This is a genomic window from Pseudomonas sp. PDM19 (genome assembly GCF_014852215.1).
In the GTDB taxonomy this organism is placed as follows: domain Bacteria; phylum Pseudomonadota; class Gammaproteobacteria; order Pseudomonadales; family Pseudomonadaceae; genus Pseudomonas.
This window is the reverse complement of sequence record NZ_JACVBG010000005.1, coordinates 602212-625392: the sequence shown is the minus strand read 5'-3', so window position 1 is coordinate 625392 and position 23181 is coordinate 602212. Positions and strand designations below refer to the sequence as shown.

Sequence of the window (23181 nt, the reverse complement as noted above, 5' to 3'; positions counted from 1 at the left end):
ATTCAGGACGGATGCCATCCATGTCGAACCAAAGGCAGTACCCGCGTACCCCGATGAAGTGCCGGATCAAGATCAGCCATGCCAGCTTCGGTGATGTGTTCGGCCATACCCGTGATCTGTCCGATGGCGGCGTCTACGTCCGTCATGAAGTGCTCGCCGCGCTGCCCGCCGGAACCCGCGTGACCGGCCAGGTGCAGGACATGCCCTTCGATGCGCCAATCCTGGAGATGGAAGTGATGCGCACCGACGCCGAGGGCGCGGGCTTCCGCTTCGTCGGCAACGCCTGATCCCCTCGGTCCTACGAAGAGCCCAAGCCGCTCAATTCGCCTCGTTCACCGCACTCAGGAAGGCCCGCGTTCGCTCATGCTGCGGATGGCCGAAGAACTGCTGCGGGCTGCCCTGCTCGAGGATGCTGCCCTGGTGGAAGAAGCACACGCGGTCGGCGAATTCGCGGGCGAAACCCATCTGGTGGGTGACCATGAGCATGGTCAGGTTGTGCTCGGCGCCCAGCTTGCGCACCACGTTGAGCACCTCGCCGCACAGCTCCGGGTCCAGCGCCGAAGTCACCTCGTCGAACAGCATCACCTTGGGCCGCATCGCCAGCGCGCGGGCAATGGCCACGCGCTGCTGCTGGCCGCCGGAAAGCTGTGACGGATAGTGGTCGAGCTTGTTGCCCAGGCCGACCATTTCCAGCAACTCCACCGCGCGCTCGCGGGCCTCAATGCGGCGCATGCCGAGCACCTGCACCGGTGCCTCCATCACGTTGCGCAGCGCGCTCATGTGCGGGAACAGGTTGAAGCACTGGAACACCATGCCGATCTTGCTGCGCACCTTGCGCACGTGGCTCTCCGGCGCGCGCACCAGGGTCTCGTTGCGCTTGAGGTGGGTCAGCGGCTCGCCGTCGACTTCGATCAGACCGCTGTCGATGGTTTCCAGGGTCATCAGTGCGCGCAGCAGGGTCGACTTGCCCGAACCGCTGGGGCCGATGATGGCGACCTTCTCGTTGGCCTTCACCTCCAGGTTGAGGTCCTTGAGCACGCTGAAGCTGCCGTAGCTCTTGCAGACGTTGCGGAAGCTGACCATCGGCTGGGCCGTCTCGGCGCGCGCGGCCGGGGCATCCTGGCTGGCCACGCGCGGCGCAGTCTGTAGGGAGTGAACGGACATCGGAGTACCTCCAGAAGAGTCAGTCATGGCAGCGCCGTACGTTTTTCCACCTGGCGCACGACGCCCGCCAGGCCGATGGAGATGAGCAGGAAGAACACCCCGACCAGGGTGATCGGTTCCAGGTAGCGGAAGCTGTCGGAGCCGATGTTCTTCGCCTGCTGCATGATTTCCACCACGGTGATCGCGGAGAGCACCGGGGTGTCCTTGAACATGGCGATCAGGTAGTTGCCCAGCGCCGGCAGCACCGGGCGGATGGCCTGGGGCAGGATCACCTCGCGGTAGGCCTTGAACGGCGAGAAGTTCAACGCGGTGACCGCCTCCCATTGCCCGCGTGGCACCGCTTCGAGGCCGGCGCGGTACACCTCGGCGGTATAGCAGGCGTAGTGCAGGGCGATGCCGAGGGTGCCGGCCACCAGGGCGGTCATGCTCAGCCCGTAGGTCGGCAGGACGTAGAACAGGAAGTACACCTGGATCAACAAGGGTGTGCTGCGGATGAACTCGATCAGCCAGGCCGCCGGCCACGACAGCCAGATATGCCGGCTGCGCCGGGCGATGGCGAACAGCAGGCCGAACACCACCGCCAGGGCGAAGCCCACCAGGGTGATGGCGATGGTGCGCAGCGAGGCGTGCAGCAGCTGCGGGAGAATCTGCCAGGCGAAGTCCCAGTCGAAGAATTTCATCACAGGCCTCCGCGGATTCGGCCGTGCCCCAGCCAGCGTTCGAGGCGGCGCATGAGGAAGACGATGACCTGGGCCATGACGAAGTACAGCACCAGGGTGAGCAGGAAGATCTTCATGGTCTCGAAGGTCGCCTGGTCCAGCTGGCGGGCTCGGAAGGTCAGGTCCGAGAGGGTGATCAGCGACACCAGCGAGGTGTTCTTCAGCAGCTCGATCAGCAGGTTGGTGCCGGGCGGGATCGCGCAGAGCAGCGCCTGCGGCAGGATGATCCGGCGGAAGCGCGTGAAGGGCGACATGTTCAGCGCCAGCGAGGCTTCGTATTGCCCCTTGGGCACCGAGCCGATGGCGCCGCGCATCACTTCCGCGCCGTAGGCGCCGATGTGCAGGCCCAGGCCGATGATCGCCACGCTGTAGGCGCTCATCTCCAGGTTGAACGGCGGCAGCGGCAGCACGAAGTACAGCCAGAACAGCTGCACCAGTAGCGAGGTGCCGCGGAACAGCTCGATGTAGGCGATGGACACCCAGCGCACCGCCGGCCACGGCGAGAGCCGGCCGAGTGCGGCGATGATGGCGGCGGCGACCGCCAGCAGGGAGCCGAAGACGGTCACCTGGACGGTGATCCAGGCGCCCTCCAGCAGCAGAGGAAGCAATTCACCCATGGTACGTATCCCGTTGCGACAGGTTCGACCAAACGGCCGGGCAGGCGCCCCCTATGCCAGCGACGCGCCCCGCACGGTCACTGTTTGCAGAGTTCGGCGGCGGTCTTGTTGGTGACGTTGGACTTGTCGAAGCCGAACGGCTTGACCGTCGCCAGGTGCTCGGCGCCACCCAGCCACTGCTTGAGCTGGGCGTTGACGGCATCGCGCAGGTCCTTGTCATCCGGGCGGAAGGCAAGGGCGCCGTAACCGATGTGCGACGGGTCGTCCTTGAAGTCGGTGATGGCTTCCACCGAGTCGCCGCCTTTCGCCGCGAGGCCCTTCATGGTCAGCGCGGTGCCGACGCTGGCGTCGGCGCGGCCGGCGCGCACGGCCTGCAGCTGCGCGGTGGTGTCGGGCACCTGGACGATCTGCTCTTCCGCCACACCTTCCGCGCGGGCGTAACCCAGCTCGGCGGTGCCGGACATGATCGCAAGCTTCACGTCCGGGTTGTTCTTCACGTCGGCGTAGCTGTGCAGGTTCTTCGGGTTGCCCTTCTTCACCAGCAGCGAGTCGGGAATCTGGTAGTGCGGGTCGGTGAAGATCACCTGCTGGCAGCGTGGCGGGGTGATGTACATGCCGGCGGCGATGACGTCGAAACGCCCGGCACGCAGGCCGGGGATCAGCGCGCCCCATTCGGTCAGCACCGGCTCGATCTTCTTCACACCCATTTTCGTGAAGATCTGCGTGGCGATTTCCGGGGACTCGCCGGTGACCTTGCCGGAGGTCTCGGTGTAGGCGAACGGCGCTTCATTGGCGTAGCCGATGCGCACGGTGCCGGTGCTCTTGATGCGTTCCAGGGTGGTTTCGGCATAGCTGCCAGCGCTGGCGACGGCGCAGGCCAGCAGGGTGCAGGCAAGACTCAGGCGGCGCAGGAAAACAGGGGCGGTACTCATCTTCGGATCTCCTGATCTTCGCTTGCCGAACGCGGTGGGCGCGCGGCGATGGATGGCAGGTAGCAATGTCGTACGACTGTTGTTCTTGTAGGTCGGGCCCCGGGTGGGGCCTTCCGAAGTTCTTGCGCCGCTGTCGATGGCGACGGCGACGGCGACAAGCTCGACGCCAGACTAAGCCGTGGCGCCTTCCGGCTGTTCCTGATCGACAACCCCGCGGCGGGAAAAAGCCACCGTCGCGACGAACGCATCCGCAGGTTTTTTCTGCGCGGGCCTGACAATGCGGCCCGATGTGCTGCCCGATGTACTGACAGGTGCGCGGCTATATGTCCTGTGCCCGAGCATACAAAAGGGTCGGAACGGTCGACATTGCACTAGGACAATTGCCGCCGGTGTGCCGGTCCGTCACTCTGGACCCCTGACCAGACGGAGCGCTGAAGATGGAAGCCTGGCGTCGCGCCCTGGCCGACCTGCGGGTCGGCGAATCCAAGTACAAGACCCTGGTGCAGGCCATTGCCGGCGACATCGAGCAGGGCCGCCTGAGCGACGGCCAGCGCCTGCCGCCGCAGCGCCACGTCGCCGATGGCCTGGGCATCAGCGTGCAGACCGTGACCAACGCCTACAAGGAACTGGAGCGCCAGGGCCTGGTGCGTTGCGAGGTCGGCCGTGGCAGCTTCGTCACCCGGCGGATGACCGAGGGCATGGCCCACTACATGGTCGATCACCCCGAGCGTGCGCTGGTGGACTTCTCCATCGCCAGCATCGTCCACACCCGCGAGCACGACCGCCTGTGGCAGGACAGCTGCCGTGAGCTGGCGCAGGAAACCGACCAGCCGTGGATGCGCGCCTGCCGCCCGGTGGCCGGCTTCGATACGCACCGCGACGCCGGGGTGAAATGGCTGGCGCAACTGGGCCTCAAGCGTGAGCGCGATGACGTGCTGATCACCAATGGCGCGGCCCACGGCATCTTCCTTGCCCTCGCCTCCCTCGCCGGGCCGGACGACGTGGTGCTCTGCGAGCAGCTCACCGACCACGGCGTGATCGGCAATTCCCAGGTGCTCGGCTTCACCCTCAAGGGCGTGGAGATCGACAAGCAAGGCATCGACCCGGAGCACTTCGAAGACCTCTGCGCCAACGAGCGCATCACCGCGCTGGTGTGCACGCCCAACCTGAACAACCCGACCTCCTGCCTGATGCCCGACACGCGCCGCCGCGAGATCGCCGCCATTGCCCAGCGCTATGGCGTGTATGTGATCGAGGACGACGTCTACGGCCCGCTGCTCGGCGAGCGCCGCCCGCCGCCGCTCAGCCATTACCTGCCGGACCTGTCGTTCTACTGCACCAGCTTCACCAAGAGCGTGCTCACCGGCCTGCGCATCGGCTACCTGGCCATGCCGCGACGGCTGGCGCTGCGCACCGAGAGCATCCTGCGGGTGAACAGCTGGATGGGCACGCCGCTGCTGGCGGAAGTGGCGGCGCGCTGGATCCACAACGGCAACGCCGCCGCGCTGATCGGCCTGCAGCGCCGAGTGCTGGAGAAGCGCCAGGGGCTGGTGCGCGAGTACCTCGGCGAGCATCTGCGCGGGTGTGATCCGCATTCGCTGAGCGCGTGGATCGGCATCCCCGAACACTGGGAACTGGACAGCCTGGTGCGCGAGCTGCGTCATCGACACATTGCCGTGACGCCGCCCGATCCGTTCATGGTGCGCGGCACCCCCAGGCCGCGCGCGGTGCGCCTGTGCATGGGCGCTGAATGCAGCGACGAGCGCATGGCGAGCGCTCTGGAAGACATGCGCGAACTGTTCGGGCAGTACCCGAAGATCCACGATTTCTAAGCCCTACGCCGGGCCAGCGTTATCCGCCCTACGGCCTACAGGAAGTTTCGGTGCTCGGGATCGCCCTCACCCCAGCCCTCTCCCAGGGGGAGAGGGAGCCGTACGTGCCGGCTGATGCCGTGGTGTATCTCCTGCGCCGAGCGGTCCCCTCTCCCTCCGGGAGAGGGTTAGGGTGAGGGCAAAGTCCGCAGCGGAGGTGGGCATGAGATTCCAGCAGCAACAATAGACATCTCCGCCCACGACATCGTCCTAGTACATTCATCGCGACAATTACCCGCCCCTACACTCGGCCCCACTGCATTCCCCGGAGGCCGAGATGGAGCCGATTTCCCCCGTCGAGCTGTACCGCGCACGCCAGCGCATCCAGGGCCTGGTGCGGCAGACGCCGCTGGAGCATTCGCCCAGCCTGTCGCGCCTGCTCGGCGCCCCGGTGTATCTCAAGCTCGAATCGCAGCAGATCACCGGCAGCTTCAAGCTGCGCGGCGCGAGCAATGCGATAGCCCAGCTCGATGACGAGCAGAAGGCCAGGGGCGTCGTCGCCGCCTCCACCGGCAACCACGGCCGGGCGCTGGCCCATGCCGCGCGGGTGCTCGGCGTGCACGCCACCATCTGTCTGTCCCAATTGGTGCCGGCGAACAAGGTCCAGGCGATTCGCGAACTGGGCGCCGAGGTGCGCATCGTCGGCCACAGCCAGGACGACGCCCAGGCCGAAGCCGAGCGGATTGCCCGCGAGCAGGGCGCGACGCTGCTGCCGCCCTTCGACCATCCGCAGATCATCGCCGGCCAGGGCACCCTCGGTCTGGAAATCCTCGAACAGCTGCCGGACGTGCGCCAGGTGCTGGTGCCGCTCTCCGGCGGCGGCCTGTTCGGCGGCGTGGCGCTGGCACTCAAGCACGTCGACCCGAGCATTCGCGTGCATGGCATCAGCATGCGCCGTGGCGCCGCCATGGCCGCCAGCCTCGCTGCCGGCCACCCCGTGGAAGTGGAAGAGCTGCCGACCCTGGCTGACTCCCTCGGCGGCGGCATCGGCCTGGACAACCGCTACACCTTCGCCCTGGCCCGCGACTACTGCGACCAGTTGCACCTGCTCGACGAGCCCGCCATCGCCGCCGGCATCCGCCACGCCTACCGCGAGGAACGGCAGGTGGTGGAAGGCGCCGCCGCCGTCGGCATCGCCGCCCTGCTGGACGGCCTGATCGCCCCGGTCGGCCCGGTGGTGGTGATCGTCAGCGGCCGCAACATCGCCATCGAACAACACCAGCAAATCCTCGAGGAATCCGCCCATGGCTGACGTCACCCTGCTCAGCGAAGCCGACCTGCGCGCCTGCGTGGCCATCGACCGGGAGAGCCTCGACGCCGTCGAACAGGCCTTCCGCCTGCTCGCCACCGCGCCGGTGGCGATGCCGCCGATCCTTCGCCTGGACGTGCCCGAGCACAACGGCGAAGTCGACGTGAAAACCGCCTACCTGCCCGGCCTGCCGCGCTTCGCCATCAAGGTCAGCCCCGGCTTCTTCGACAACCCCAAGCTCGGCCTGCCCAGTCTCAACGGCATGATGGTGCTGCTCTCCTCGCGCACCGGCCTGCTCGACGCGCTGCTGCTGGACAACGGCTATCTCACCGCCGTGCGCACCGCGTGCGCCGGCGCGGTGGCAGCCAAGTGGCTGGCCCGCGAGGAGTCGCGGCAGGTCGCGCTGATCGGAGCCGGCGAGCAGGCGCGGCTGCAGCTCAAGGCGCTGTGCCTGGTGCGGCCCATCGAAGCCGCCAGCGTCTGGGCGCGGGATCTCGACAAGGCGCGGCACTGCGCGCAGGAACTGAGCGCCAGCCTGGGCATTGCGGTCAGCGCCTGCGCCAGCATCGACGAAGCGCTGGAAGGCGCCGACATCGCCATCACCAGCACGCCCAGCCGTGAGCCGCTGATCCAGAAAAAGCACCTGCGCCCCGGCCTGCACATCACCGCCATGGGGTCGGACGCCGAGCACAAGAACGAGATCGCCGCCGACGCCCTGGCGGCAGTGGACTGCTATGTCGCCGACCGCGTCAGCCAGACCCTGGTGCTGGGCGAGCTGCACCACGCGGTGCAGGCCGGCAACGTCAGCCGGGATGCCGACTTCGCCGAGCTCGGCCAGGTCATCGCCGGGCAGCGCGAAGGCCGCCGCCGTGCCGAAGACATCACTCTCTGCGACCTCACCGGCACCGGCGCACAGGACACCGCCATCGCGGGCCTGGCTTTCCAGCGGGCGCAGCGGATGGGCAAGGGGTTCCGCTTCAGCAGCTGAAAAAATTTCGTCCCGCTTCGCGGGAAGAGCGCCCTCACCCTAACCCTGGCTGCGCGCCCCGCTCCTCAAGCGGGAGAGGGAACCTATCGGAGCCAGCTGACGCCGCAATGTCAGCCGGCTCGGACTGCCCCCTCTCCCTCAGGAGCGGGGCGCGCAGCCAGGGCTGGGGTGAGGGGATTGCACAGGCACGGGTTGTCCGGATGAAGCCCGAAACAGATTCCCCCAAGAGGATTTCCGCATGTCCGAAATCGTCGTCAACCTCCCCTTCAGCCGGGAGGAATACGCCCAGCGGATCGCCAAGGTCCGCGCCAGCATGCTTGAGCGCGGCATCGAACTGCTGCTGGTCACCGACCCGTCGAACATGGCCTGGCTCACCGGCTATGACGGCTGGTCCTTCTATGTGCACCAGTGCGTGCTGCTGGCGCTGGAAGGCGAGCCGGTCTGGTTCGGTCGCGGCCAGGACGCCAACGGTGCGCGGCGCACGGTGTTCATGCAGGCGGACAACATCGTCGGCTACCCCGACCACTACGTGCAGTCCACCGAGCGCCATCCGATGGACTACCTGTCCCGCGAGGTCATTGCCGCGCGCGGCTGGGCCGGCAAGGCCATCGGCGTGGAGATGGACAACTACTACTTCAGCGCTGCCGCCTTCCGCTCGCTGCAGGCCAACCTGCCGAGCGCGAAGTTCGTTGACGCCACCGCGCTGGTGAACTGGCAGCGCGCAGTGAAATCGTCGCGCGAAATCGAGTACATGCGCGTCGCCGCACGCATCGTCGAGAAGATGCACGCGCACATCGTCGAGCGCATCGAACCGGGCATGCGCAAGAACGAGCTGGTCGCCGAGATCTACAGCACCGGTATCCTTGGCGCCGACGGCCATGGCGGCGACTACCCGGCCATCGTCCCCTTGCTGCCCACCGGCGCCGACGCCAGCGCGCCGCACCTGACCTGGGACGACACGCCCTTCGAGCGCGGCGCCGGCACTTTCTTCGAGATCGCCGGCTGCTACAGGCGCTACCACTGCCCGCTGTCGCGCACGGTGTTCCTCGGCAAGCCGCCCAAGCACTTCCTCGACGCGGAAAAAGCCGTGGTCGAGGGCATCGCCGCTGGCCTGGACGCAGCCAAGCCCGGCAACACCACCGGCGACATCGCCCGCGCCTTCTTCGGCGTGCTGGAGAAGTTCGGCATCCACAAGGACAGCCGCTGCGGCTACCCCATCGGCATCAGCTACCCGCCGGACTGGGGCGAACGCACCATGAGCCTGCGCCCGAGCGACAACAGCGTGCTCGAGCCAGGAATGACCTTCCATTTCATGCCCGGCCTGTGGATGGACGACTGGGGCCTGGAGATCACCGAAAGCATCCTCATCACCGAGCGCGGCGTGGAGACCTTCTGCGACTACCCGCGCCAGCTGTTCGTGAAGGAGTGAGGCGATGACCCAAGCATTCGACAAGCCGCTGCGCGAAAACCCCATCGCCGCCAGCGTCGATTTCCTGCGCGACGGCGTGCAGCACGGCCACCTCAAGCTGCCGTACTCGCGGGACGATTCGGCCTGGGGCGCGGTGATGATCCCGATCTGCGTGGTGAAGAACGGCAATGGTCCTACCGCGCTGCTCACCGGCGGCAACCATGGCGACGAGTACGAGGGCCCGGTGGCGCTCAGCCGCCTGGCCCAGGAGCTGCGCGCCGAGGACATACGCGGCCGGGTGATCATCGTACCCTTCATGAACACCCCGGCGTTCCTCGCCGGCAAGCGCACCTCGCCCATCGACGCCGGCAACCTCAACCGCAGTTTCCCCGGTCGCCCCGACGGCACGGTGACGCAGAAGATCGCCGACTACTTCCAGCGCACCCTGCTGCCGCTGGCGGACGTGGTGCTGGATATCCATTCCGGCGGCCGCACCCTCGACTTCCTGCCCTTCGCCGCCTGCCATGTGCTGCCGGACAAGGCCCAGCAGGAAGCCAGCGAGGCGCTGATGCGTGCCTTTGCCGCGCCCTTCTCCATGCGCATGCTGGAACTGGACGCGGTGGGCATGTACGACAGCGCCGCCGAGGAGCAGGGCAAGCTGTTCGTCACCACCGAACTGGGTGGTGGTGGTAGCAGCAGCGCGCACACCGTGGCTATCGCCCGGCGCGGCGTGCGCAACGTGCTGGTGCAGGCTGGCATCCTGCGCGGCGACGTGGAGCCGGCGCAGTCGGTGATGCTCGACATGCCCGACGGCGACTGCTTCGTCGCCAGTGAACACGGCGGGCTGCTGGAGATGTGCCGTGACCTGGGTGAGCGGGTCAAACACGGCGAAGTGCTGGCGCGGGTGCACGACGTGCTGCGTACCGGCGCGGCACCCGTGGAGTACCGCGCCAGGCGCAGCGGCATCCTTGCCGCGCGGCACTTCCCCGGCCTGGTGCAGAGCGGCGACACCCTCGCGGTGGTTGCCGAGGTGCTCGGATAACTGTGCGGGAGGCCGCCATGATCAAGCTCGACCGTTATGACCTGAAGATCCTGCGCATCCTCGCCGGCGATGGGCGCATCACCAAGTCGAGCCTGGCCGAGGCGATCAACCTCTCGGTCAGCCCGGCCTGGGAGCGCGTGCGCAAGCTGGAGGAGGCCGGGCTGATCAAGGGCTACCGCGCGCAGATCGATTGGTCGGCATTGTTCAAACAGCAGCAGGTGCTGGTGGAAATCACCCTGGCGCGCCACACCGCGCAGGACATGAAGCGCTTCGAGCAGCGCCTGCAGCAGGCGCCCGAGGTGGGCTTCTGCTACGCCACTGGCGGCGGGGTGGACTACATCGCGATGATCCAGGCCCGGGACATCGACCATTACCAGCGCTTCATCGACCAGTTGCTGCTGGAGGACGTGGGCATCGAACGGTATTTCACCTACATCGTCACCAAGGTGATCAAGACGCAGGAGGCGGCGATCCCCGCCGAGGCGCTGGAGTAGAGCCTTTCGTAGGCGAATAACCTGGAACAGGTTATCCGCCGTTTCCATCCGGCGGAAATCCATGCGGCGGATAACGCTGACGCGTTATGCGCCCTACGGGCAGCTCGCTCCTACATAAACGCCCGTCGGCGGTTGAACAAAATTTGCGCAACAAATCCTGACTTCCAGGTCCGGATCGTATACAATGCGCGCCGCTCGGCATGGTGCCGGGCATGGGTTCCCTCACCCCATCGACGAAAAAGGCCCAAAGCATGTCGGCATCCCTTCCGGCGGCAAGGCGCGGCGCACTCGCCGGTCTGGTCGCGTTCCACATCCTGATCATCATCGCCAGCAACTACCTGGTGCAGCTGCCAATGACCCTATTTGGCTGGCACACCACCTGGGGCGCGTTCAGCTTCCCGTTCATCTTCCTGGCCACCGACCTCACCGTCCGCCTGCTCGGCAAGCGCCCGGCACGGCTGGTCATCGCGCGGGTGATGATCCCGGCGCTGCTGGCTTCCTACGTGATCTCGGTGATCTTCCAGGAAGGCGCCTTCAGAGGCTTCGCTTCCCTGGGCGAATTCAACACCTTCGTTGCGCGGATTTCCCTGGCCAGCTTCCTGGCCTACGTGTTCGGCCAGATCCTCGACATCCAGGTCTTCGACCGCCTGCGGCGCATGCGCCAGTGGTGGATCGCCCCGGTGGTCTCGACCCTGTTCGGCAACCTGCTGGACACCTTCACCTTCTTCTCCATCGCCTTCTGGCACAGCGACAACGCCTTCATGGCCGAGCACTGGGTGGAGATCGCCTGGGTCGACTACGGTGTGAAGCTGGCGGTCATGCTGATGCTCTTCGTGCCGCTCTACGGCATGCTGCTCAGCGCCATCACCCGTAACCTGCGGCGCCAGACCGCTGTCGTCTGACGCCACCCGAAAAAGCCCAACAGCGGCGGCAGAACTGCGAAAAGATTTGCCGCCGCCATCCCCCGCTTAGGAAAAAACCGCGCGCCTCCGGCCCCTAGCATGGTCTCCATGCCAACCGTCCGGGAGCCGCCGCCATGTCCTTCGCCCATCCCCTGCTGTTCAAGTCGCTCTGCTATGTGAATGGCCACTGGCTGCACAGCGCCAGCGGCACCAGCATCGCCGTCGACAACCCCGCTACCCGCGAAGCCATTGGCCATGTGCCGCTGCTCGATCGCGAGCAGATCGTCGCCGCAGTCGACGCCGCCGCTGCCGCCTTCCCCGCCTGGCGAGCCCGCACGCTGGACGAACGCGGCGCGCTGCTGCGCCGCTGGGCCGAGCTGATTCGCCAGCATCGCGAGGACCTCGCGCAGATCCTCAGCCTGGAACAGGGCAAGCCGCTGGCCGAAGCACTCGGCGAGATCGACTACGCCGCCAGCTTCATTCCCTGGTTCGCCGAGGAAGCGCGACGGCTGAACGGCCGCAACATTCCCAGTCACATCCCCAACGCGCACCTGGGTACGGTGGTCGAGCCGGTCGGCGTCGCCGCCCTGCTCACACCGTGGAATTTCCCCAGCGCGATGATCACCCGCAAGGCCGCTGCCGCCCTGGCCGCGGGTTGCACCGTGGTGGTCAAGCCGGCCCACGAGACGCCCTACTCCGCCTTCGCCCTGGCGCAACTGGCGGAAGAAGCCGGCTTCCCCGCCGGGGTGTTCAACGTGGTGCTGGGCGAGCCGCAGATGGCCATGGAAACCCTGGTCGGCGACACCCGCGTGCGCGCCGTGAGCTTCACCGGCTCGACCCGGGTGGGGAAACTCGTGCTGCAGGCCGCCGCCCGGGACGTGAAGAAAGTCGCCTTGGAACTGGGCGGCAACGCGCCCTTCATCGTGCTGCCCGATGCCGATCTGGAGCAGGCGGTGCAGTTCGCCCTCGACGCCAAGTTCCAGACCTCCGGGCAGGACTGCTGCGCGGCCAACCGCATCCTGGTTGCCCGCGAACTCTACGAACCCTTCCTGCAGCGCTTCGCCCGCGCCGCGCGCGAGCTGCGCGTCGGCCCGGCCAGCGACTCGCGCAGCCAGATCGGCCCGCTGATGCACCAGGGCGCCTTAGACGTCACCTGCGAGCGCGTGCAGGACGCCATCGCCCAGGGCGCGCGCCTGCTTGCCGGCGGTGAGCCCCATGCGCTGGGCGGCTGGTTCCATCAGCCGACCGTGCTGGCCGATGTCACGCCGCAGATGCGCATCTGGCGCGAGGAAAACTTCGCCCCCATCGCCGGCATCAGCGCTTACGACGACCTGGACGAAGCCGTCCGGCAGGCCAACGACACCGAGTACGGCCTGGCCGCCTACCTTTGTGGGCAACGCCTGGATCACATCTGGCCGCTGATGCGGCGCCTGGAGTTCGCCATGGTGGCGGTCAACGGCGCCAGGTTCACCGGCCACCCCATTCCCTTCGGCGGCATGAAGGCTTCTGGCCTGGGCCGCGAAGGCGGCAGCGAGGGCTTCGAGCCCTTCGTCGAAACCAAGTACTTCGCCCTGCACCACGGCGCCATCTGACCGGGAGACCATCGCCATGACCGACTACGCCAAGCTGTTCGAAGACGACCGCGCGCACTTCATGCACCCCTCGACACACGCCCACGATCACGCCAGCGGCGCGTTGCCGGGGCGGATCATCACCGGCGCCTCGGGCGTGCGCATCCGCGACCACCAGGGCCGCGAGCTGCTCGACGCCTTCGCCGGGCTGTACTGCGTGAACATCGGCTACGGCCGCACCGAAGTCGCCGACGCGATCCATGCGCAGGCTACGCAGCTGGCCTACTACCACACCTATGTGGGCCACTCCTCCGAGGCGATCATCGAGCTGTCCGCGCGGATCATCCGCGACTGGGCGCCAGCGGGCATGAAGAAGGTCTACTACGGACTCTCCGGCTCCGACGCCAACGAGACCCAGGTCAAGCTGGTGCGCTACTACAACAACGTGCTGGGTCGGCCGCAGAAGAAAAAGATCATCTCGCGCCAGCGCGGTTACCACGGCTCGGGCATCGTCACTGGCAGCCTCACCGGGCTGGCGAGCTTCCACCAGCACTTCGACCTGCCGGTGGAGGGCGTCAAGCACACCCTCTGCCCGCACTTCTACAAGGCCCCGGCCGGCATGGACGAAGCCAGTTTCGTGCGTCACTGCGCCCAGGAACTGGAGAACCTGATCCTCGCCGAAGGGCCGGACACGGTCGCGGCCTTCATCGGCGAACCGGTGATGGGCACCGGCGGCATCATCGTCCCGCCCAAGGGCTACTGGGAGGCGATCCAGGCGGTGCTGGCGAAGTACGACGTGCTGCTGATCGCCGACGAGGTGGTCTGCGCCTTTGGCCGCGTCGGCGACAAGATGGGCAGCCAGCGCTACGGCATGCGTCCGGACTTGATCACCACCGCCAAGGGCCTGACCAGCGCCTATGCGCCGCTGTCGGCGGTGATAGTCGGCGAAAGGGTGTGGGACGTGATCGACAGCGCTTCGAGCCGCGAAGGCGCCATGGGTCACGGCTGGACCTACTCCGGCCACCCCATCTGTGCGGCGGCGGCGCTGGCCAACCTGGACATCCTCGAGCGCGAGAACATCACCGCCAATGCGGCGGAAGTCGGCGGCTACCTCAACCAGCAGCTGCGCCAGACCTTCGAGGGCCATCCGCTGGTGGGCGAGGTGCGCGGCGATGGCATGCTGGCGGCGCTGGAGTTCATGGCTGACCGCGAGGCGCGCAAGCCTTTCGACCCGTCCCTGAAAGTCGGTCCGAAGGTTTCGGCGGCCTGCCTGGAACGCGGCATGATCGCCCGCGCCATGCCCCACGGCGACATCCTCGGCTTCGCCCCGCCGCTGGTGCTGACCCGCGCCGAAGCGGACGAGGTCGTCGGTATCGCCAAGGCGGCGGTGGATGCGGTGGCTGCGGAGGTGCTGTAAAGGCTCTTCGTAGGAGCGGATTCATCCGCGATGTGCCACCGGCCAGCTCGGAGCGGCCGGCAATCGATCGCGGACGCAGTCCGCTCCTACGCTCCCTGTCGCCTTGAATTGGCGGCGATAAAAAGGGCGCTTACGCGCCCTTTGTCTTATCCAGCTTGCGCAGGAACACCGTCATTTCCTTCTCCGCCTGCTTGTCGCCATGGGCTTTTGCAGCGGCCAGACCATCGGTCCAGGCCGTGCGCGCGCCATCCAGGTCACCCTGGGTCTGCAGCGCCTTGCCCAGCAGCTTCCAGGCGGCGGAGTACTTCGGGTCCTGCTGCACGCAGCGGCGCAGGTGCTCGGCGGCCCTGGCGGCGTCGCCGGCGTCCAGGTAGCCCTTGCCCAGGCCGAAGCGCAGCAGCGAGTTGTCCACGCCCTTGGCGAGCATCTTTTCCAGCGAGTCGATCATGGCGAGCCTCCGTCAGCAGGCCGCCATTGTGCCTCATTCAAGTGCGCCAGAAGGCGGGCGTCAGCAGGATCAGCAGGGAGAACACCTCCAGTCGCCCCAGCACCATGGCCAGGCTCAGCACCAGCTTGGCGCTGGCCGGCAGGCTGCCGTAGTGCACTGCGGCCTCGCCCAGTGCAGGGCCCAGGTTGTTCAGGCAGGAAGCAAGCGTGGAGAACGCGGTGAGCTGATCCACGCCCAGCGCCAGCAGCACCAGCATCAGGCTGACGAAGGTGAGCAGGTAGATTGAGAAGAACGCCCACACCGACTCCACCACGCGATCAGGCACGGTGCGCCGCCCCAGCTTCACCAGGAACACCCCGTTGGGATGCAGCAGGCGCAGGAATTCGCGCATGCCCTGGCGGTACACCAGCAGCATGCGCATCACCTTCATGCCGCCGCCGGTGGAGCCGGCGCAGGCGCCGATGAAGGTGCTGTAGAGCAGCAGGTAGGGCAGCAGGGTCGGCCAGCTGCTGAAGTCGGCCAGGCCGAAGCCGGTGGTGGTCGCTACCGAAACCACCATGAACGCGGCGTAGCGGATCGACTGCAGCGGCGAGTCGTAGTGGTGCTTGAGGATCAGCGTCGCCGCGGTGATCAGGAACAGCACCAGCAGGATGCCGAGGTAGGCCCGGCACTCGGTGTCCTTCAGGTAGTGCCGCAGGCTGCGCTGGCGCCAGGCGAGGAAGTGCAGGCTGAAGTTGATCCCGGAAATCACCAGGAAGGTCATGCAGATCAGCTCGATCAGCGGGCTGTCGAAATAACCGATGCTGGCGTCATGGGTGGAAAAGCCACCGATGGCGATGGTCGAGAAGCTGTGGCCGACCGCGTCGAACAGGTTCATGCCGGCCGCCCAGTAGGCCAGCGCGCAGGCCAGGGTCAGGCCGCAGTAGAGGAACCACAGGGTCTTGGCGGTATCGGCGATGCGCGGCGAGAGCTTGTGGTCCTTCAACGGGCCGGGCATTTCCGCGCGGTACAGCTGCATGCCGCCGATGCCCAGCATCGGCATCACCGCCACGGCCAGCACCACGATGCCCATGCCGCCCAGCCATTGCAGCTGCTGGCGGTAGTAGAGGATTGCGTGGGGCAGCGTATCGAGCCCGGTGAGCACGGTGGCGCCGGTGGTGCTGAGGCCGGAGAAGGACTCGAACAGCGAATCGACCACACCCATGTGCGGCGCGTCCGACAGGGCGAAAGGCAAGGCGCCGAACGAGCCCAGCACGATCCAGAACAGCGCCGTCACCAGGTAGCCGTCGCGGATGCGCAAATCCTGCTTGTGCCGACGGCACGGCCACCAGATGGCGAAGCCGGTCAGCAGCGTGACCAGGAACGACAGCGCGAAGGGCTGCCACGAACGCTCGGCGTAATGAAGGTCCACGAGCAGCGGCGGCAGGTGCGTGGCGCTGAACAGCATCAGCAGCACGCCGAGGATTCGACCGATGGAGGAGTAGCGCATGACCGGAGGCAGGCAAGCTGGAACAGGCCGCGCAGGGTGACAAGGGAAGCGGGTTGGCGCAGTAGGACCTGTCTGAAACCGCCTCGGATTGATCTGGCGGGCCACCCAAGGGTGGCCCACCCTAGGATCAGAAGAAGGTCAGGCCGGCCTGGAACAGCCGCTCGACGTCGCGGATGCGCTTCTTGTCCACCACGAAGAGGATCACGTGGTCGCCGGATTCGATCTTCGTCTCGCCGTGGGCGATCAGCACGTCGTCGTCGCGGATCACCGCGCCGATCGTAGTGCCCGGTGGCAACTGCACCTCGTTGATCTTGCGGCCGATCACCTTGCTCGACTTGGCGTCGCCGTGGGCGACCACTTCGATGGCTTCGGCGGCGCCGCGGCGCAGGGAGTGCACGCTCTCGATGTCGCCGCGACGCACGTGGGTCAGCAGGGTGCCGATGGTGGCCAGCTGCGGGCTGATGGCGATGTCGATCTCGCCGCCCTGCACCAGGTCGACGTAGGCGGGGTTGTTGATCAGCGTCATCACCTTGCGCGCGCCCAGGCGCTTGGCTAGCAGCGAGGACATGATGTTGGCCTCGTCGTCGTTGGTCAGGGCGAGGAACAGGTCGGTGTCGCCGATGTTCTCCTCCAGCAGCAGGTCGCGGTCCGAGGCGCTGCCCTGCAGCACGATGGAGCTGTCCAGGCTGTCGGACAGGTGCCGGCAGCGGGCCGGGTTCATCTCGATGATCTTCACCTGGTAGCGGCTCTCGATGGCCTCGGCCAGGCGCTCGCCGATGTTGCCTCCGCCGGCGATGATGATCCGCTTGTAGCTGTCCTCGAGCCGGCGCATCTCGCCCATCACGGCACGGATGTGGGCCTTGGCGGCAATGAAGAAGACCTCGTCGTCGGCCTCGATCACCGTGTCGCCCTGGGGAATGATCGGCCGGTTGCGCCGGTAGATCGCCGCCACGCGGGTATCGGCGTTGGGCATGTGCTCGCGCAGCTGGCGCAGCTCCTGCCCCACCAGTGGGCCGCCATAGTAGGCGCGGATGCCCACCAGCTGTGCCTTGCCCTCGGCGAAGTCGATCACCTGCAGGGCGCCGGGGTACTCCACCAGGCGCTTGATGTAGTTGGTCACCACCTGTTCGGGGCTGATCAGCACGTCGACCGGGATCGCCTCGTTGTCGAACAGCCCGGCGCGGGTCAGGTACGCCGCCTCGCGCACGCGGGCGATGCGGGTGGGAGTGTTGAACAGGGTGTAGGCGACCTGGCAGGCCACCATGTTCACCTCGTCGCTGTTGGTCACCGCCACCAGCATGTCGGCGTCGTCGGCGCCGGCCTGGCGCAGCACGGTGGGGAACGAGGCCTTGCCGTGGACGGTGCGGATGTCCAGGCGGTCGTTGAGGTCGCGCAGGCGTTCGCCGTCGGTATCGACGACCGTGATGTCGTTGGCTTCGCTGGCGAGGTGCTCGGCCAGAGTGCCGCCGACCTGGCCGGCACCGAGGATGATGATTTTCATGAGAGCTCTTTGTTGACTCCTTAACGGAGGGATTGCGAGCTAGAACGAGACTAGGAAGAGTGCGGTTTGGAAGCGGAGTTTACGAATGTAAATGAGCATTCGAAACCGTGCTCTGACGACGTATCGTCGACGCGCAGCAGCCCGTGTTGCTTAGCGCGCCGAGATCTTGATGAGCTTGGCATAATAGAAGCCGTCATGCCCGCCGTCCTGCGGCAGCAGCTGGCGGCCATGGGGTTGCTTGACGCCCCACGGTCCGGGCAGGTCCAGCTCGCGGGCACCGGGGGTGCGACCGAGGAACGCAGCGATCTGCTCGCTGTTCTCCTGCGGCATCACCGAGCAGGTCGCATAGACCAGCACGCCGCCGACTTCGAGGGTCGCCCACAGCGCGTCGAGCAGTTCGCCTTGCAGCTGTGCCAGCGCCTCGATGTCCTCGGCGGTGCGGGTCAGCTTGATGTCCGGGTGCCGGCGGATCACACCGGTGGCGGAGCACGGTGCGTCCAGCAGGATGCGCTGGAACGCCTTGCCGTCCCACCACTTGGCGGTATCGCGGGCGTCGGCGGCGAACAGTTCGGCCGAAAGCTGCAGGCGGGCAAGGTTCTCCCGTACGCGCACCAGGCGGCTTTCTTCCAGGTCCACGGCAACCACGCCAGCCAGCGCCGGCTCGGCTTCCATCAGGTGGCAGGTCTTGCCGCCGGGGGCGCAGCAGGCGTCCAGCACGCGCTGGTTCGGCGCCAGCTCCAGCAGGTCGGCAGCCAGTTGCGCGGCCTCGTCCTGCACGCTGACGCGGCCTTCGGCGAAGCCGGGCAGCTCGCGCACGTCGCACGGCTGCACAAGATTGATGCCGTCGCGGCTGAACGCGCAGGCGGTCGCTTCGAAGCCGACGCGGTTCAGCTCTTCCAGATAGTCATCGCGACTGCCATGGCGGCGGTTCACCCGCAGGGTCATTGGCGGGTGCGCGTTGTTGGCGGCGCAGATCGCTTCGAACTGTTCCGGCCAGGACTTCTTCAGGGCCTTCTGCAGCCAGCGCGGGTGCGCCAGGCGCGCGGCCGGGTCCTTGTCGACCTCGGCCAGCAGGCTTTCGCTCTCGCGCTGGGCGCGGCGCAGCACGGCGTTGAGCAGGCCCTTGGCCCAGGGCTTCTTCAGCTTGTCCGCGCAGCCGACGGTCTCGCCGATCGCCGCGTGCGGGGGAATACGGGTGTAGAGCAGCTGGTACAGACCGACCAGCAGCAGGGCCTCGACGTCACGGTCGCCGGCCTTGAACGGCTTCTGCAGCAGGCGTGCAGCGAGGGTGGACAGGCGCGGCTGCCAGCGGGCGCTGCCGAAGGCCAGCTCCTGCACCAGGCCACGGTCGCGCGGCTCGACGTTTTCCAGCTGGGTCGGCAGCGAGCTGCCCAGTGAGGCGCGGCCGGCGAGCACGGCGGCCAGTGCGCGGGCGGCTGCCAGACGGGGATTGGTACTCATGCGCCCAGCACCTGTCCTGGTGCGAACTGCTCGCGACGGCTGTTGAACAGGTCGGCGAAGGCCAGCGGCTTGCCGCCGGGCAGTTGCAGGCGGGTCAGCAGCAGCGCGCCTTCACCGCAGGCGACCAGCAGACCTTCGCGGCTGGCGTCGAGGATCTTTCCGGGCTCGCCCTTGCCTTCTGCCGGCTTGGCGCCGAGCACTTTCAGCGTGGCTTCGCCGAGTGTGGTGTGGCAGACCGGCCAGGGCGTGAAGGCGCGGATGCGGCGCTCCAGCTCGTCGGCCGGGCGCAACCAGTCGATGCGCGCCTCTTCCTTGTTCAGCTTGTGCGCGTAGGTGGCCAGGGCATCGTCCTGCACCTCGCCCTTGAGCGTGCCGGCGGCGAGGCCGGCGATGGCCTCGACCACGGCCTTCGGGCCGAGCTCGGCGAGACGGTCATGCAGGCTGCCGCCGGTGTCATCGGCGGAAATCGGCGTGCTGACCTTGAGCAGCATCGGCCCGGTGTCCAGGCCCGCTTCCATCTGCATCACGGTCACGCCGCTCTGGGCGTCGCCGGCTTCCACCGCGCGCTGGATCGGCGCGGCGCCGCGCCAGCGGGGCAGCAGGGAGGCGTGGCTGTTGATGCAGCCCAGGCGCGGGATATCCAGCACCAGCTGCGGCAGAATCAGCCCGTAGGCCACCACCACCATCAGGTCCGGCTTGAGCGCGGCCAATTCGGCCTGGGCGGCGGGGTCGCGCAGGGTCGGCGGCTGCAGAACCGGCAGGCCGTTCTCCAGGGCGAGCTGCTTGACCGGGCTGGGCATCAGCTTCTGGCCGCGGCCGGCCGGGCGATCCGGCTGGGTGTAGACGGCGACGATCTCATGGGGAGTATCGAGCAGGGCCTTGAGGTGTTCGGCGGCGAATTCCGGGGTGCCGGCGAAAACGATGCGCAGTGCTTGGCTCATATCGGGCTCACAAAAAAACAAAAGGCTTGCCGGGGCAAGCCTTTGGGGGATGGGGTCACGCCTGTTGCCGGTGCTGCTTTTCCAGCTTCTTGCGGATGCGGTCGCGCTTGAGGTTGGACAGGTAGTCGACGAACAGCTTGCCGTTGAGGTGATCGCACTCGTGCTGGATGCACACCGCGAGCAGGCCTTCGGCCTCTTCCTCGAACGGATTGCCATCGCGGTCCTGGGCCTTGATCCGCACTTTCTGCGGACGGTCTACATTTTCGTAGAAGCCGGGCACCGACAGGCAGCCTTCCTGGTACTGGTCCATTTCCTCGGTGAGGAATTCGAACTCGGGGTTGATGTAGACCCGGGGTTCGGACTTGTCCTCGGACAGGTCCATCACCACGACGCGCTTGTGCACGTTGATCTGCGTGGCGGCCAGGCCAATACCCGGCGCCTCGTACATGGTCTCGAACATGTCGTCGATCAGCGTTCGCAGGGCGTCATCGAAGACCGTGACGGGCTTGGCGATGGTCCGCAGGCGCGGATCGGGGAATTCGAGAATGTTCAGAATGGCCATATACGTTTGTGATGCACTTGTGGAATAAAGTCAAAATCGGCTGCTAATATGCTGAGCAGCATCGAAAAACGCTGGAAAGCGCGGTAGGGGCGGCTTCCAGGCGTTTCATGTGTACACATAATAAAGGGATTCACCGCATGAGGAAAACACTACTCGCCCTGCTGCTGCTCGCCGCAGGCGGGGTGGCGCAGGCTGCCGTGCAGCTCAAGGAAGGCCATCCGGATCGCTATACCGTAGTGAAGGGCGACACCCTCTGGGACATCTCCGGCAAGTTCCTCAGCAAGCCGTGGAAGTGGCCGGAAATCTGGCAGGTGAATCCGCAGATTCAGAACCCGCACCTGATCTATCCGGGTGACGTGCTGAGCCTCACTTACATCGACGGCCAGCCACGCCTGATGCTCAACCGCGGCGAGTCGCGCGGGACCATCAAGCTGTCGCCGCGGGTACGCAGCACCCCGATCGCCGAGGCGATCCCGACCATCCCGCTGGACAAGATCAACGCCTTCCTGCTGTCCAACCGCATCGTCGACAGCTCTGACGAATTCGCCAACGCCCCCTATGTGGTTGCGGGTGACGCCGAAAGCGTGATCAGCGGCGCCGGCGACCGCGCCTACGCTCGCGGCAACTCGCTGTCCGAAGAGAGCAGCTACGGCATCTTCCGCCAGGCCAAGGTCTACACCGACCCGGAAACCAACGAAGTCCTGGGCGTCGACGCCATGGACGTCGGCAGCGCCAACGTCACGGCGAAGGAAAGCGATATCGCTACCCTGAACCTGACCCGCACCACCCAGGAAGTCCGTTCGGGCGACCGCCTGTTCCCCACCGAGGAGCGCGCGATCACGTCTACCTTCATGCCCAGCGAGCCAAGCACCCCGATCAAGGGCACCATCATCGATGTGCCGCGCGGGGTGACGCAGATCGGCAAGTACGACGTGGTGACCATCGACAAGGGCGCCCGCGATGGTCTGGCCGAAGGCAACGTGCTGGCGATCTACAAGCTGGGCGAAACCGTGCGCGACCGCGTCACCGAAGACATGGTGAAGATCCCGGACGAGCGCTCGGGCCTGGTGATGATCTTCCGCACCTACAACCGCCTGAGCTACGGCCTGGTGCTGACCGCCACCCGTTCGCTCGAGGTCAACGACCGCGTTCAGAATCCATGATGCGCGCATGACCTGAAGAAAACCCCGCTCCGGCGGGGTTTTTTGTGGGCGCGATCCGGAAGGGTCCGACAGCGGGGGCTACGGCTGGCGCGGCATAGTCCGGCGTCTGCCCCACGCCCAGGACTGCGCCATGCCCCAAGACCCGACTCTCCCCCCGTCCGAACTCGAAGCACGGCTGCGCCTGCACGGCCTGCCTGAGTTGGGCCCCCGGCGCTTTCGCCGCCTGCTGGAGGCCTTCGGCTCGGCTTCCGCCGCGATGAGTGCGCCCGCGGCTGCCTGGCGCTCCCTGGGGTTGCCCGCCGTCTGCGCAGAGCCACGCCGCGATGCTTCCATCCGTGAACAGGCGGCGCAGGCGCTGCGCTGGCTGGAGGCGCCGGAGCATCATCTGGTCATGTGGGACGCCCCCGGTTACCCCGCTCTGCTCGCCGAGCTGGATGATGCACCGCCACTGTTGTTCCTGGCCGGCGATCCGGGGCTGCTGGAACGCCCGCAACTGGCGATGGTCGGCAGTCGCCGGGCCAGCAAGCCGGGGCTGGATACCGCTCGGGCGTTCGCCCGCAGCCTGGCCGGCGGAGGCTTCGTGATCACCAGCGGGCTGGCGCTGGGTATCGACGGCGCAGCCCATGAAGGGGCGCTGGAGGCCGCAGGAAAGACGGTGGCGGTGCTGGGCACGGGCCTGGAGCACCTCTACCCGCGTCGCCACCTCGGGCTGGCGAAACGCATCGTCGAGCAGGGCGGCGCGGTGATCTCCGAACTGCCGCTGGACTCCGCACCCCAGGCTTCGAACTTCCCGCGGCGCAACCGGATCATCAGTGGCCTGTCACTGGGCACCCTGGTGGTGGAAGCCAGCCCCTCGAGCGGGTCGCTGATCACGGCGCGGCTGGCTGCAGAGCAGGGCCGCGAGGTCTATGCGATTCCCGGCTCCATCCATCATCCCGGCGCGCGTGGCTGCCACGAGCTGATCCGCCAGGGAGCGATGCTGGTGGAAACGGTCGAGCACATCCTCGAAGGCTTGCAGGGGTGGACGCACGCTGCGCCGACAGTAGAGGTCGCGCCAGCCTTGCCGCCTCACCCACTGGTCGACCTGCTGCGCGCGGCACCGCAAAGCAGCGAGCAGCTGGCGTTGCGCAGCGGCCTGCAGCTGCCGCAGCTGCTGGCGGAACTCACCGAGCTGGAGCTGGACGGGCGGGTGGCCTGCGAGGCCGGCGTCTGGGTGCATCGAGCCCCCTGAGCACGTAAACT

The 23181-nt window shown here is 66.9% G+C and carries 22 protein-coding genes; 12 read left to right on the top strand and 10 right to left on the bottom strand.

Annotated elements, in window-relative coordinates:
* Positions 1–20: 20 nt before the first annotated feature.
* A complete protein-coding gene (locus tag IB273_RS29360; protein WP_081518975.1) occupies positions 21–287 on the top strand; it encodes a PilZ domain-containing protein in 267 nt (88 codons plus the stop codon).
* Positions 288–318: 31 nt separating this feature from the next.
* Here IB273_RS29360 and ehuA read toward each other — a convergent pair whose 3' ends face one another.
* From ehuA to ehuB, 4 genes are all read right to left on the bottom strand, one after another.
* On the bottom strand, positions 319–1164 hold the full coding sequence (gene ehuA / locus IB273_RS29355) for an ectoine/hydroxyectoine ABC transporter ATP-binding protein EhuA (protein ID WP_081518974.1): 846 nt from the start codon (positions 1162–1164) through the stop codon (positions 319–321).
* A 23-nt stretch (positions 1165–1187) separates the two neighbouring features.
* Positions 1188–1844 (bottom strand): ectoine/hydroxyectoine ABC transporter permease subunit EhuD, encoded by a 657-nt coding sequence (gene ehuD, locus IB273_RS29350; protein ID WP_081518973.1) that lies wholly within the window; start codon positions 1842–1844, stop codon positions 1188–1190.
* On the bottom strand, positions 1844–2500 hold the full coding sequence (gene ehuC, locus IB273_RS29345; protein ID WP_138213443.1) for an ectoine/hydroxyectoine ABC transporter permease subunit EhuC: 657 nt from the start codon (positions 2498–2500) through the stop codon (positions 1844–1846). The genes ehuD and ehuC overlap by 1 nt, the downstream gene beginning before the upstream one ends.
* 77 nt (positions 2501–2577) lie before the next feature.
* Positions 2578–3432 carry an ectoine/hydroxyectoine ABC transporter substrate-binding protein EhuB gene (gene ehuB / locus IB273_RS29340; protein ID WP_192225650.1) on the bottom strand — a complete coding sequence of 285 codons (855 nt, stop codon included), beginning with the start codon at positions 3430–3432 and terminating at the stop codon, positions 2578–2580.
* 437 nt (positions 3433–3869) lie between these two features.
* Between ehuB and IB273_RS29335 the strand changes: the two genes are divergently transcribed.
* The 9 genes from IB273_RS29335 to IB273_RS29295 all read left to right on the top strand — a co-directional run bounded on the left by IB273_RS29335 (position 3870) and on the right by IB273_RS29295 (position 14374).
* The gene (locus tag IB273_RS29335; RefSeq protein WP_192210492.1) at positions 3870–5264 is read left to right on the top strand and encodes a PLP-dependent aminotransferase family protein; all 1395 of its coding nucleotides are present in this window, start codon (positions 3870–3872) and stop codon (positions 5262–5264) included.
* A 316-nt stretch (positions 5265–5580) separates the two neighbouring features.
* Positions 5581–6555: a hydroxyectoine utilization dehydratase EutB gene (gene eutB, locus IB273_RS29330; RefSeq protein WP_192225649.1), complete on the top strand. Its 975-nt coding sequence runs from the start codon at positions 5581–5583 to the stop codon at positions 6553–6555.
* Positions 6548–7540: a cyclodeaminase gene (locus IB273_RS29325; RefSeq protein WP_192225648.1), complete on the top strand. Its 993-nt coding sequence runs from the start codon at positions 6548–6550 to the stop codon at positions 7538–7540. The genes eutB and IB273_RS29325 overlap by 8 nt, the downstream gene beginning before the upstream one ends.
* A 238-nt stretch (positions 7541–7778) precedes the next feature.
* Positions 7779–8969 carry an ectoine hydrolase DoeA gene (gene doeA, locus IB273_RS29320; protein WP_192225647.1) on the top strand — a complete coding sequence of 397 codons (1191 nt, stop codon included), beginning with the start codon at positions 7779–7781 and terminating at the stop codon, positions 8967–8969.
* Positions 8970–8973: 4 nt separating this feature from the next.
* The gene (doeB, locus tag IB273_RS29315) at positions 8974–9990 is read left to right on the top strand and encodes a N(2)-acetyl-L-2,4-diaminobutanoate deacetylase DoeB (protein WP_192225646.1); all 1017 of its coding nucleotides are present in this window, start codon (positions 8974–8976) and stop codon (positions 9988–9990) included.
* A 17-nt stretch (positions 9991–10007) separates the two neighbouring features.
* Positions 10008–10484: an Lrp/AsnC family transcriptional regulator gene (locus IB273_RS29310; RefSeq protein WP_192225645.1), complete on the top strand. Its 477-nt coding sequence runs from the start codon at positions 10008–10010 to the stop codon at positions 10482–10484.
* A gap of 251 nt (positions 10485–10735) precedes the next feature.
* Positions 10736–11386, top strand: coding sequence for a 7-cyano-7-deazaguanine/7-aminomethyl-7-deazaguanine transporter (locus IB273_RS29305; protein ID WP_192225644.1), 651 nt, complete (start codon positions 10736–10738; stop codon positions 11384–11386).
* A 134-nt stretch (positions 11387–11520) separates the two neighbouring features.
* Positions 11521–12978, top strand: coding sequence for an NAD-dependent succinate-semialdehyde dehydrogenase (locus IB273_RS29300; protein WP_192225643.1), 1458 nt, complete (start codon positions 11521–11523; stop codon positions 12976–12978).
* A 16-nt stretch (positions 12979–12994) separates the two neighbouring features.
* Entirely contained in the window at positions 12995–14374 is a 1380-nt protein-coding gene (locus tag IB273_RS29295) for an aspartate aminotransferase family protein (protein WP_192225642.1), read from the top strand.
* Between the two features lie 130 nt (positions 14375–14504).
* On the opposite strand, the gene IB273_RS29290 is transcribed toward IB273_RS29295, so the two are convergent.
* The 6 genes from IB273_RS29290 to def all read right to left on the bottom strand — a co-directional run bounded on the left by IB273_RS29290 (position 14505) and on the right by def (position 20776).
* Entirely contained in the window at positions 14505–14822 is a 318-nt protein-coding gene (locus tag IB273_RS29290; RefSeq protein ID WP_192225641.1) for a tetratricopeptide repeat protein, read from the bottom strand.
* Between the two features lie 37 nt (positions 14823–14859).
* Positions 14860–16311, bottom strand: a complete 1452-nt coding sequence (locus IB273_RS29285) for a TrkH family potassium uptake protein (protein ID WP_192225640.1) — start codon at positions 16309–16311, stop codon at positions 14860–14862.
* A 127-nt stretch (positions 16312–16438) separates the two neighbouring features.
* Positions 16439–17812 (bottom strand): Trk system potassium transporter TrkA, encoded by a 1374-nt coding sequence (trkA, locus tag IB273_RS29280; RefSeq protein WP_017518880.1) that lies wholly within the window; start codon positions 17810–17812, stop codon positions 16439–16441.
* 150 nt (positions 17813–17962) lie between these two features.
* The gene (gene rsmB, locus IB273_RS29275; protein ID WP_192225639.1) at positions 17963–19273 is read right to left on the bottom strand and encodes a 16S rRNA (cytosine(967)-C(5))-methyltransferase RsmB; all 1311 of its coding nucleotides are present in this window, start codon (positions 19271–19273) and stop codon (positions 17963–17965) included.
* A complete protein-coding gene (gene fmt / locus IB273_RS29270; protein WP_192225638.1) occupies positions 19270–20214 on the bottom strand; it encodes a methionyl-tRNA formyltransferase in 945 nt (314 codons plus the stop codon). Before fmt ends, rsmB begins: the two co-directional genes overlap by 4 nt.
* A 55-nt stretch (positions 20215–20269) precedes the next feature.
* The gene (def, locus tag IB273_RS29265; protein ID WP_045213670.1) at positions 20270–20776 is read right to left on the bottom strand and encodes a peptide deformylase; all 507 of its coding nucleotides are present in this window, start codon (positions 20774–20776) and stop codon (positions 20270–20272) included.
* A gap of 137 nt (positions 20777–20913) precedes the next feature.
* Here def and IB273_RS29260 point away from each other — a divergent pair, with 137 nt between their 5' ends.
* The gene (locus tag IB273_RS29260) at positions 20914–21939 is read left to right on the top strand and encodes a LysM peptidoglycan-binding domain-containing protein (RefSeq protein WP_192225637.1); all 1026 of its coding nucleotides are present in this window, start codon (positions 20914–20916) and stop codon (positions 21937–21939) included.
* A gap of 130 nt (positions 21940–22069) precedes the next feature.
* The gene (gene dprA, locus IB273_RS29255) at positions 22070–23170 is read left to right on the top strand and encodes a DNA-processing protein DprA (RefSeq protein WP_192225636.1); all 1101 of its coding nucleotides are present in this window, start codon (positions 22070–22072) and stop codon (positions 23168–23170) included.
* Positions 23171–23181 lie beyond the last annotated feature (11 nt).

Excerpts from the sequence above, each read along its gene's own strand:
- IB273_RS29360 (WP_081518975.1), top strand. The coding sequence starts at position 21 with ATGTCGAACCAAAGGCAGTACCCGCGTACCCCGATGAAGTGCCGGATC.
- ehuA (WP_081518974.1), bottom strand. The coding sequence starts at position 1,164 with ATGTCCGTTCACTCCCTACAGACTGCGCCGCGCGTGGCCAGCCAGGAT.
- ehuD (WP_081518973.1), bottom strand. The coding sequence starts at position 1,844 with ATGAAATTCTTCGACTGGGACTTCGCCTGGCAGATTCTCCCGCAGCTG.
- ehuC (WP_138213443.1), bottom strand. The coding sequence starts at position 2,500 with ATGGGTGAATTGCTTCCTCTGCTGCTGGAGGGCGCCTGGATCACCGTC.
- ehuB (WP_192225650.1), bottom strand. The coding sequence starts at position 3,432 with ATGAGTACCGCCCCTGTTTTCCTGCGCCGCCTGAGTCTTGCCTGCACC.
- IB273_RS29335 (WP_192210492.1), top strand. The coding sequence starts at position 3,870 with ATGGAAGCCTGGCGTCGCGCCCTGGCCGACCTGCGGGTCGGCGAATCC.
- eutB (WP_192225649.1), top strand. The coding sequence starts at position 5,581 with ATGGAGCCGATTTCCCCCGTCGAGCTGTACCGCGCACGCCAGCGCATC.
- IB273_RS29325 (WP_192225648.1), top strand. The coding sequence starts at position 6,548 with ATGGCTGACGTCACCCTGCTCAGCGAAGCCGACCTGCGCGCCTGCGTG.
- doeA (WP_192225647.1), top strand. The coding sequence starts at position 7,779 with ATGTCCGAAATCGTCGTCAACCTCCCCTTCAGCCGGGAGGAATACGCC.
- doeB (WP_192225646.1), top strand. The coding sequence starts at position 8,974 with ATGACCCAAGCATTCGACAAGCCGCTGCGCGAAAACCCCATCGCCGCC.
- IB273_RS29310 (WP_192225645.1), top strand. The coding sequence starts at position 10,008 with ATGATCAAGCTCGACCGTTATGACCTGAAGATCCTGCGCATCCTCGCC.
- IB273_RS29305 (WP_192225644.1), top strand. The coding sequence starts at position 10,736 with ATGTCGGCATCCCTTCCGGCGGCAAGGCGCGGCGCACTCGCCGGTCTG.
- IB273_RS29300 (WP_192225643.1), top strand. The coding sequence starts at position 11,521 with ATGTCCTTCGCCCATCCCCTGCTGTTCAAGTCGCTCTGCTATGTGAAT.
- IB273_RS29295 (WP_192225642.1), top strand. The coding sequence starts at position 12,995 with ATGACCGACTACGCCAAGCTGTTCGAAGACGACCGCGCGCACTTCATG.
- IB273_RS29290 (WP_192225641.1), bottom strand. The coding sequence starts at position 14,822 with ATGATCGACTCGCTGGAAAAGATGCTCGCCAAGGGCGTGGACAACTCG.
- IB273_RS29285 (WP_192225640.1), bottom strand. The coding sequence starts at position 16,311 with ATGCGCTACTCCTCCATCGGTCGAATCCTCGGCGTGCTGCTGATGCTG.
- trkA (WP_017518880.1), bottom strand. The coding sequence starts at position 17,812 with ATGAAAATCATCATCCTCGGTGCCGGCCAGGTCGGCGGCACTCTGGCC.
- rsmB (WP_192225639.1), bottom strand. The coding sequence starts at position 19,273 with ATGAGTACCAATCCCCGTCTGGCAGCCGCCCGCGCACTGGCCGCCGTG.
- fmt (WP_192225638.1), bottom strand. The coding sequence starts at position 20,214 with ATGAGCCAAGCACTGCGCATCGTTTTCGCCGGCACCCCGGAATTCGCC.
- def (WP_045213670.1), bottom strand. The coding sequence starts at position 20,776 with ATGGCCATTCTGAACATTCTCGAATTCCCCGATCCGCGCCTGCGGACC.
- IB273_RS29260 (WP_192225637.1), top strand. The coding sequence starts at position 20,914 with ATGAGGAAAACACTACTCGCCCTGCTGCTGCTCGCCGCAGGCGGGGTG.
- dprA (WP_192225636.1), top strand. The coding sequence starts at position 22,070 with ATGCCCCAAGACCCGACTCTCCCCCCGTCCGAACTCGAAGCACGGCTG.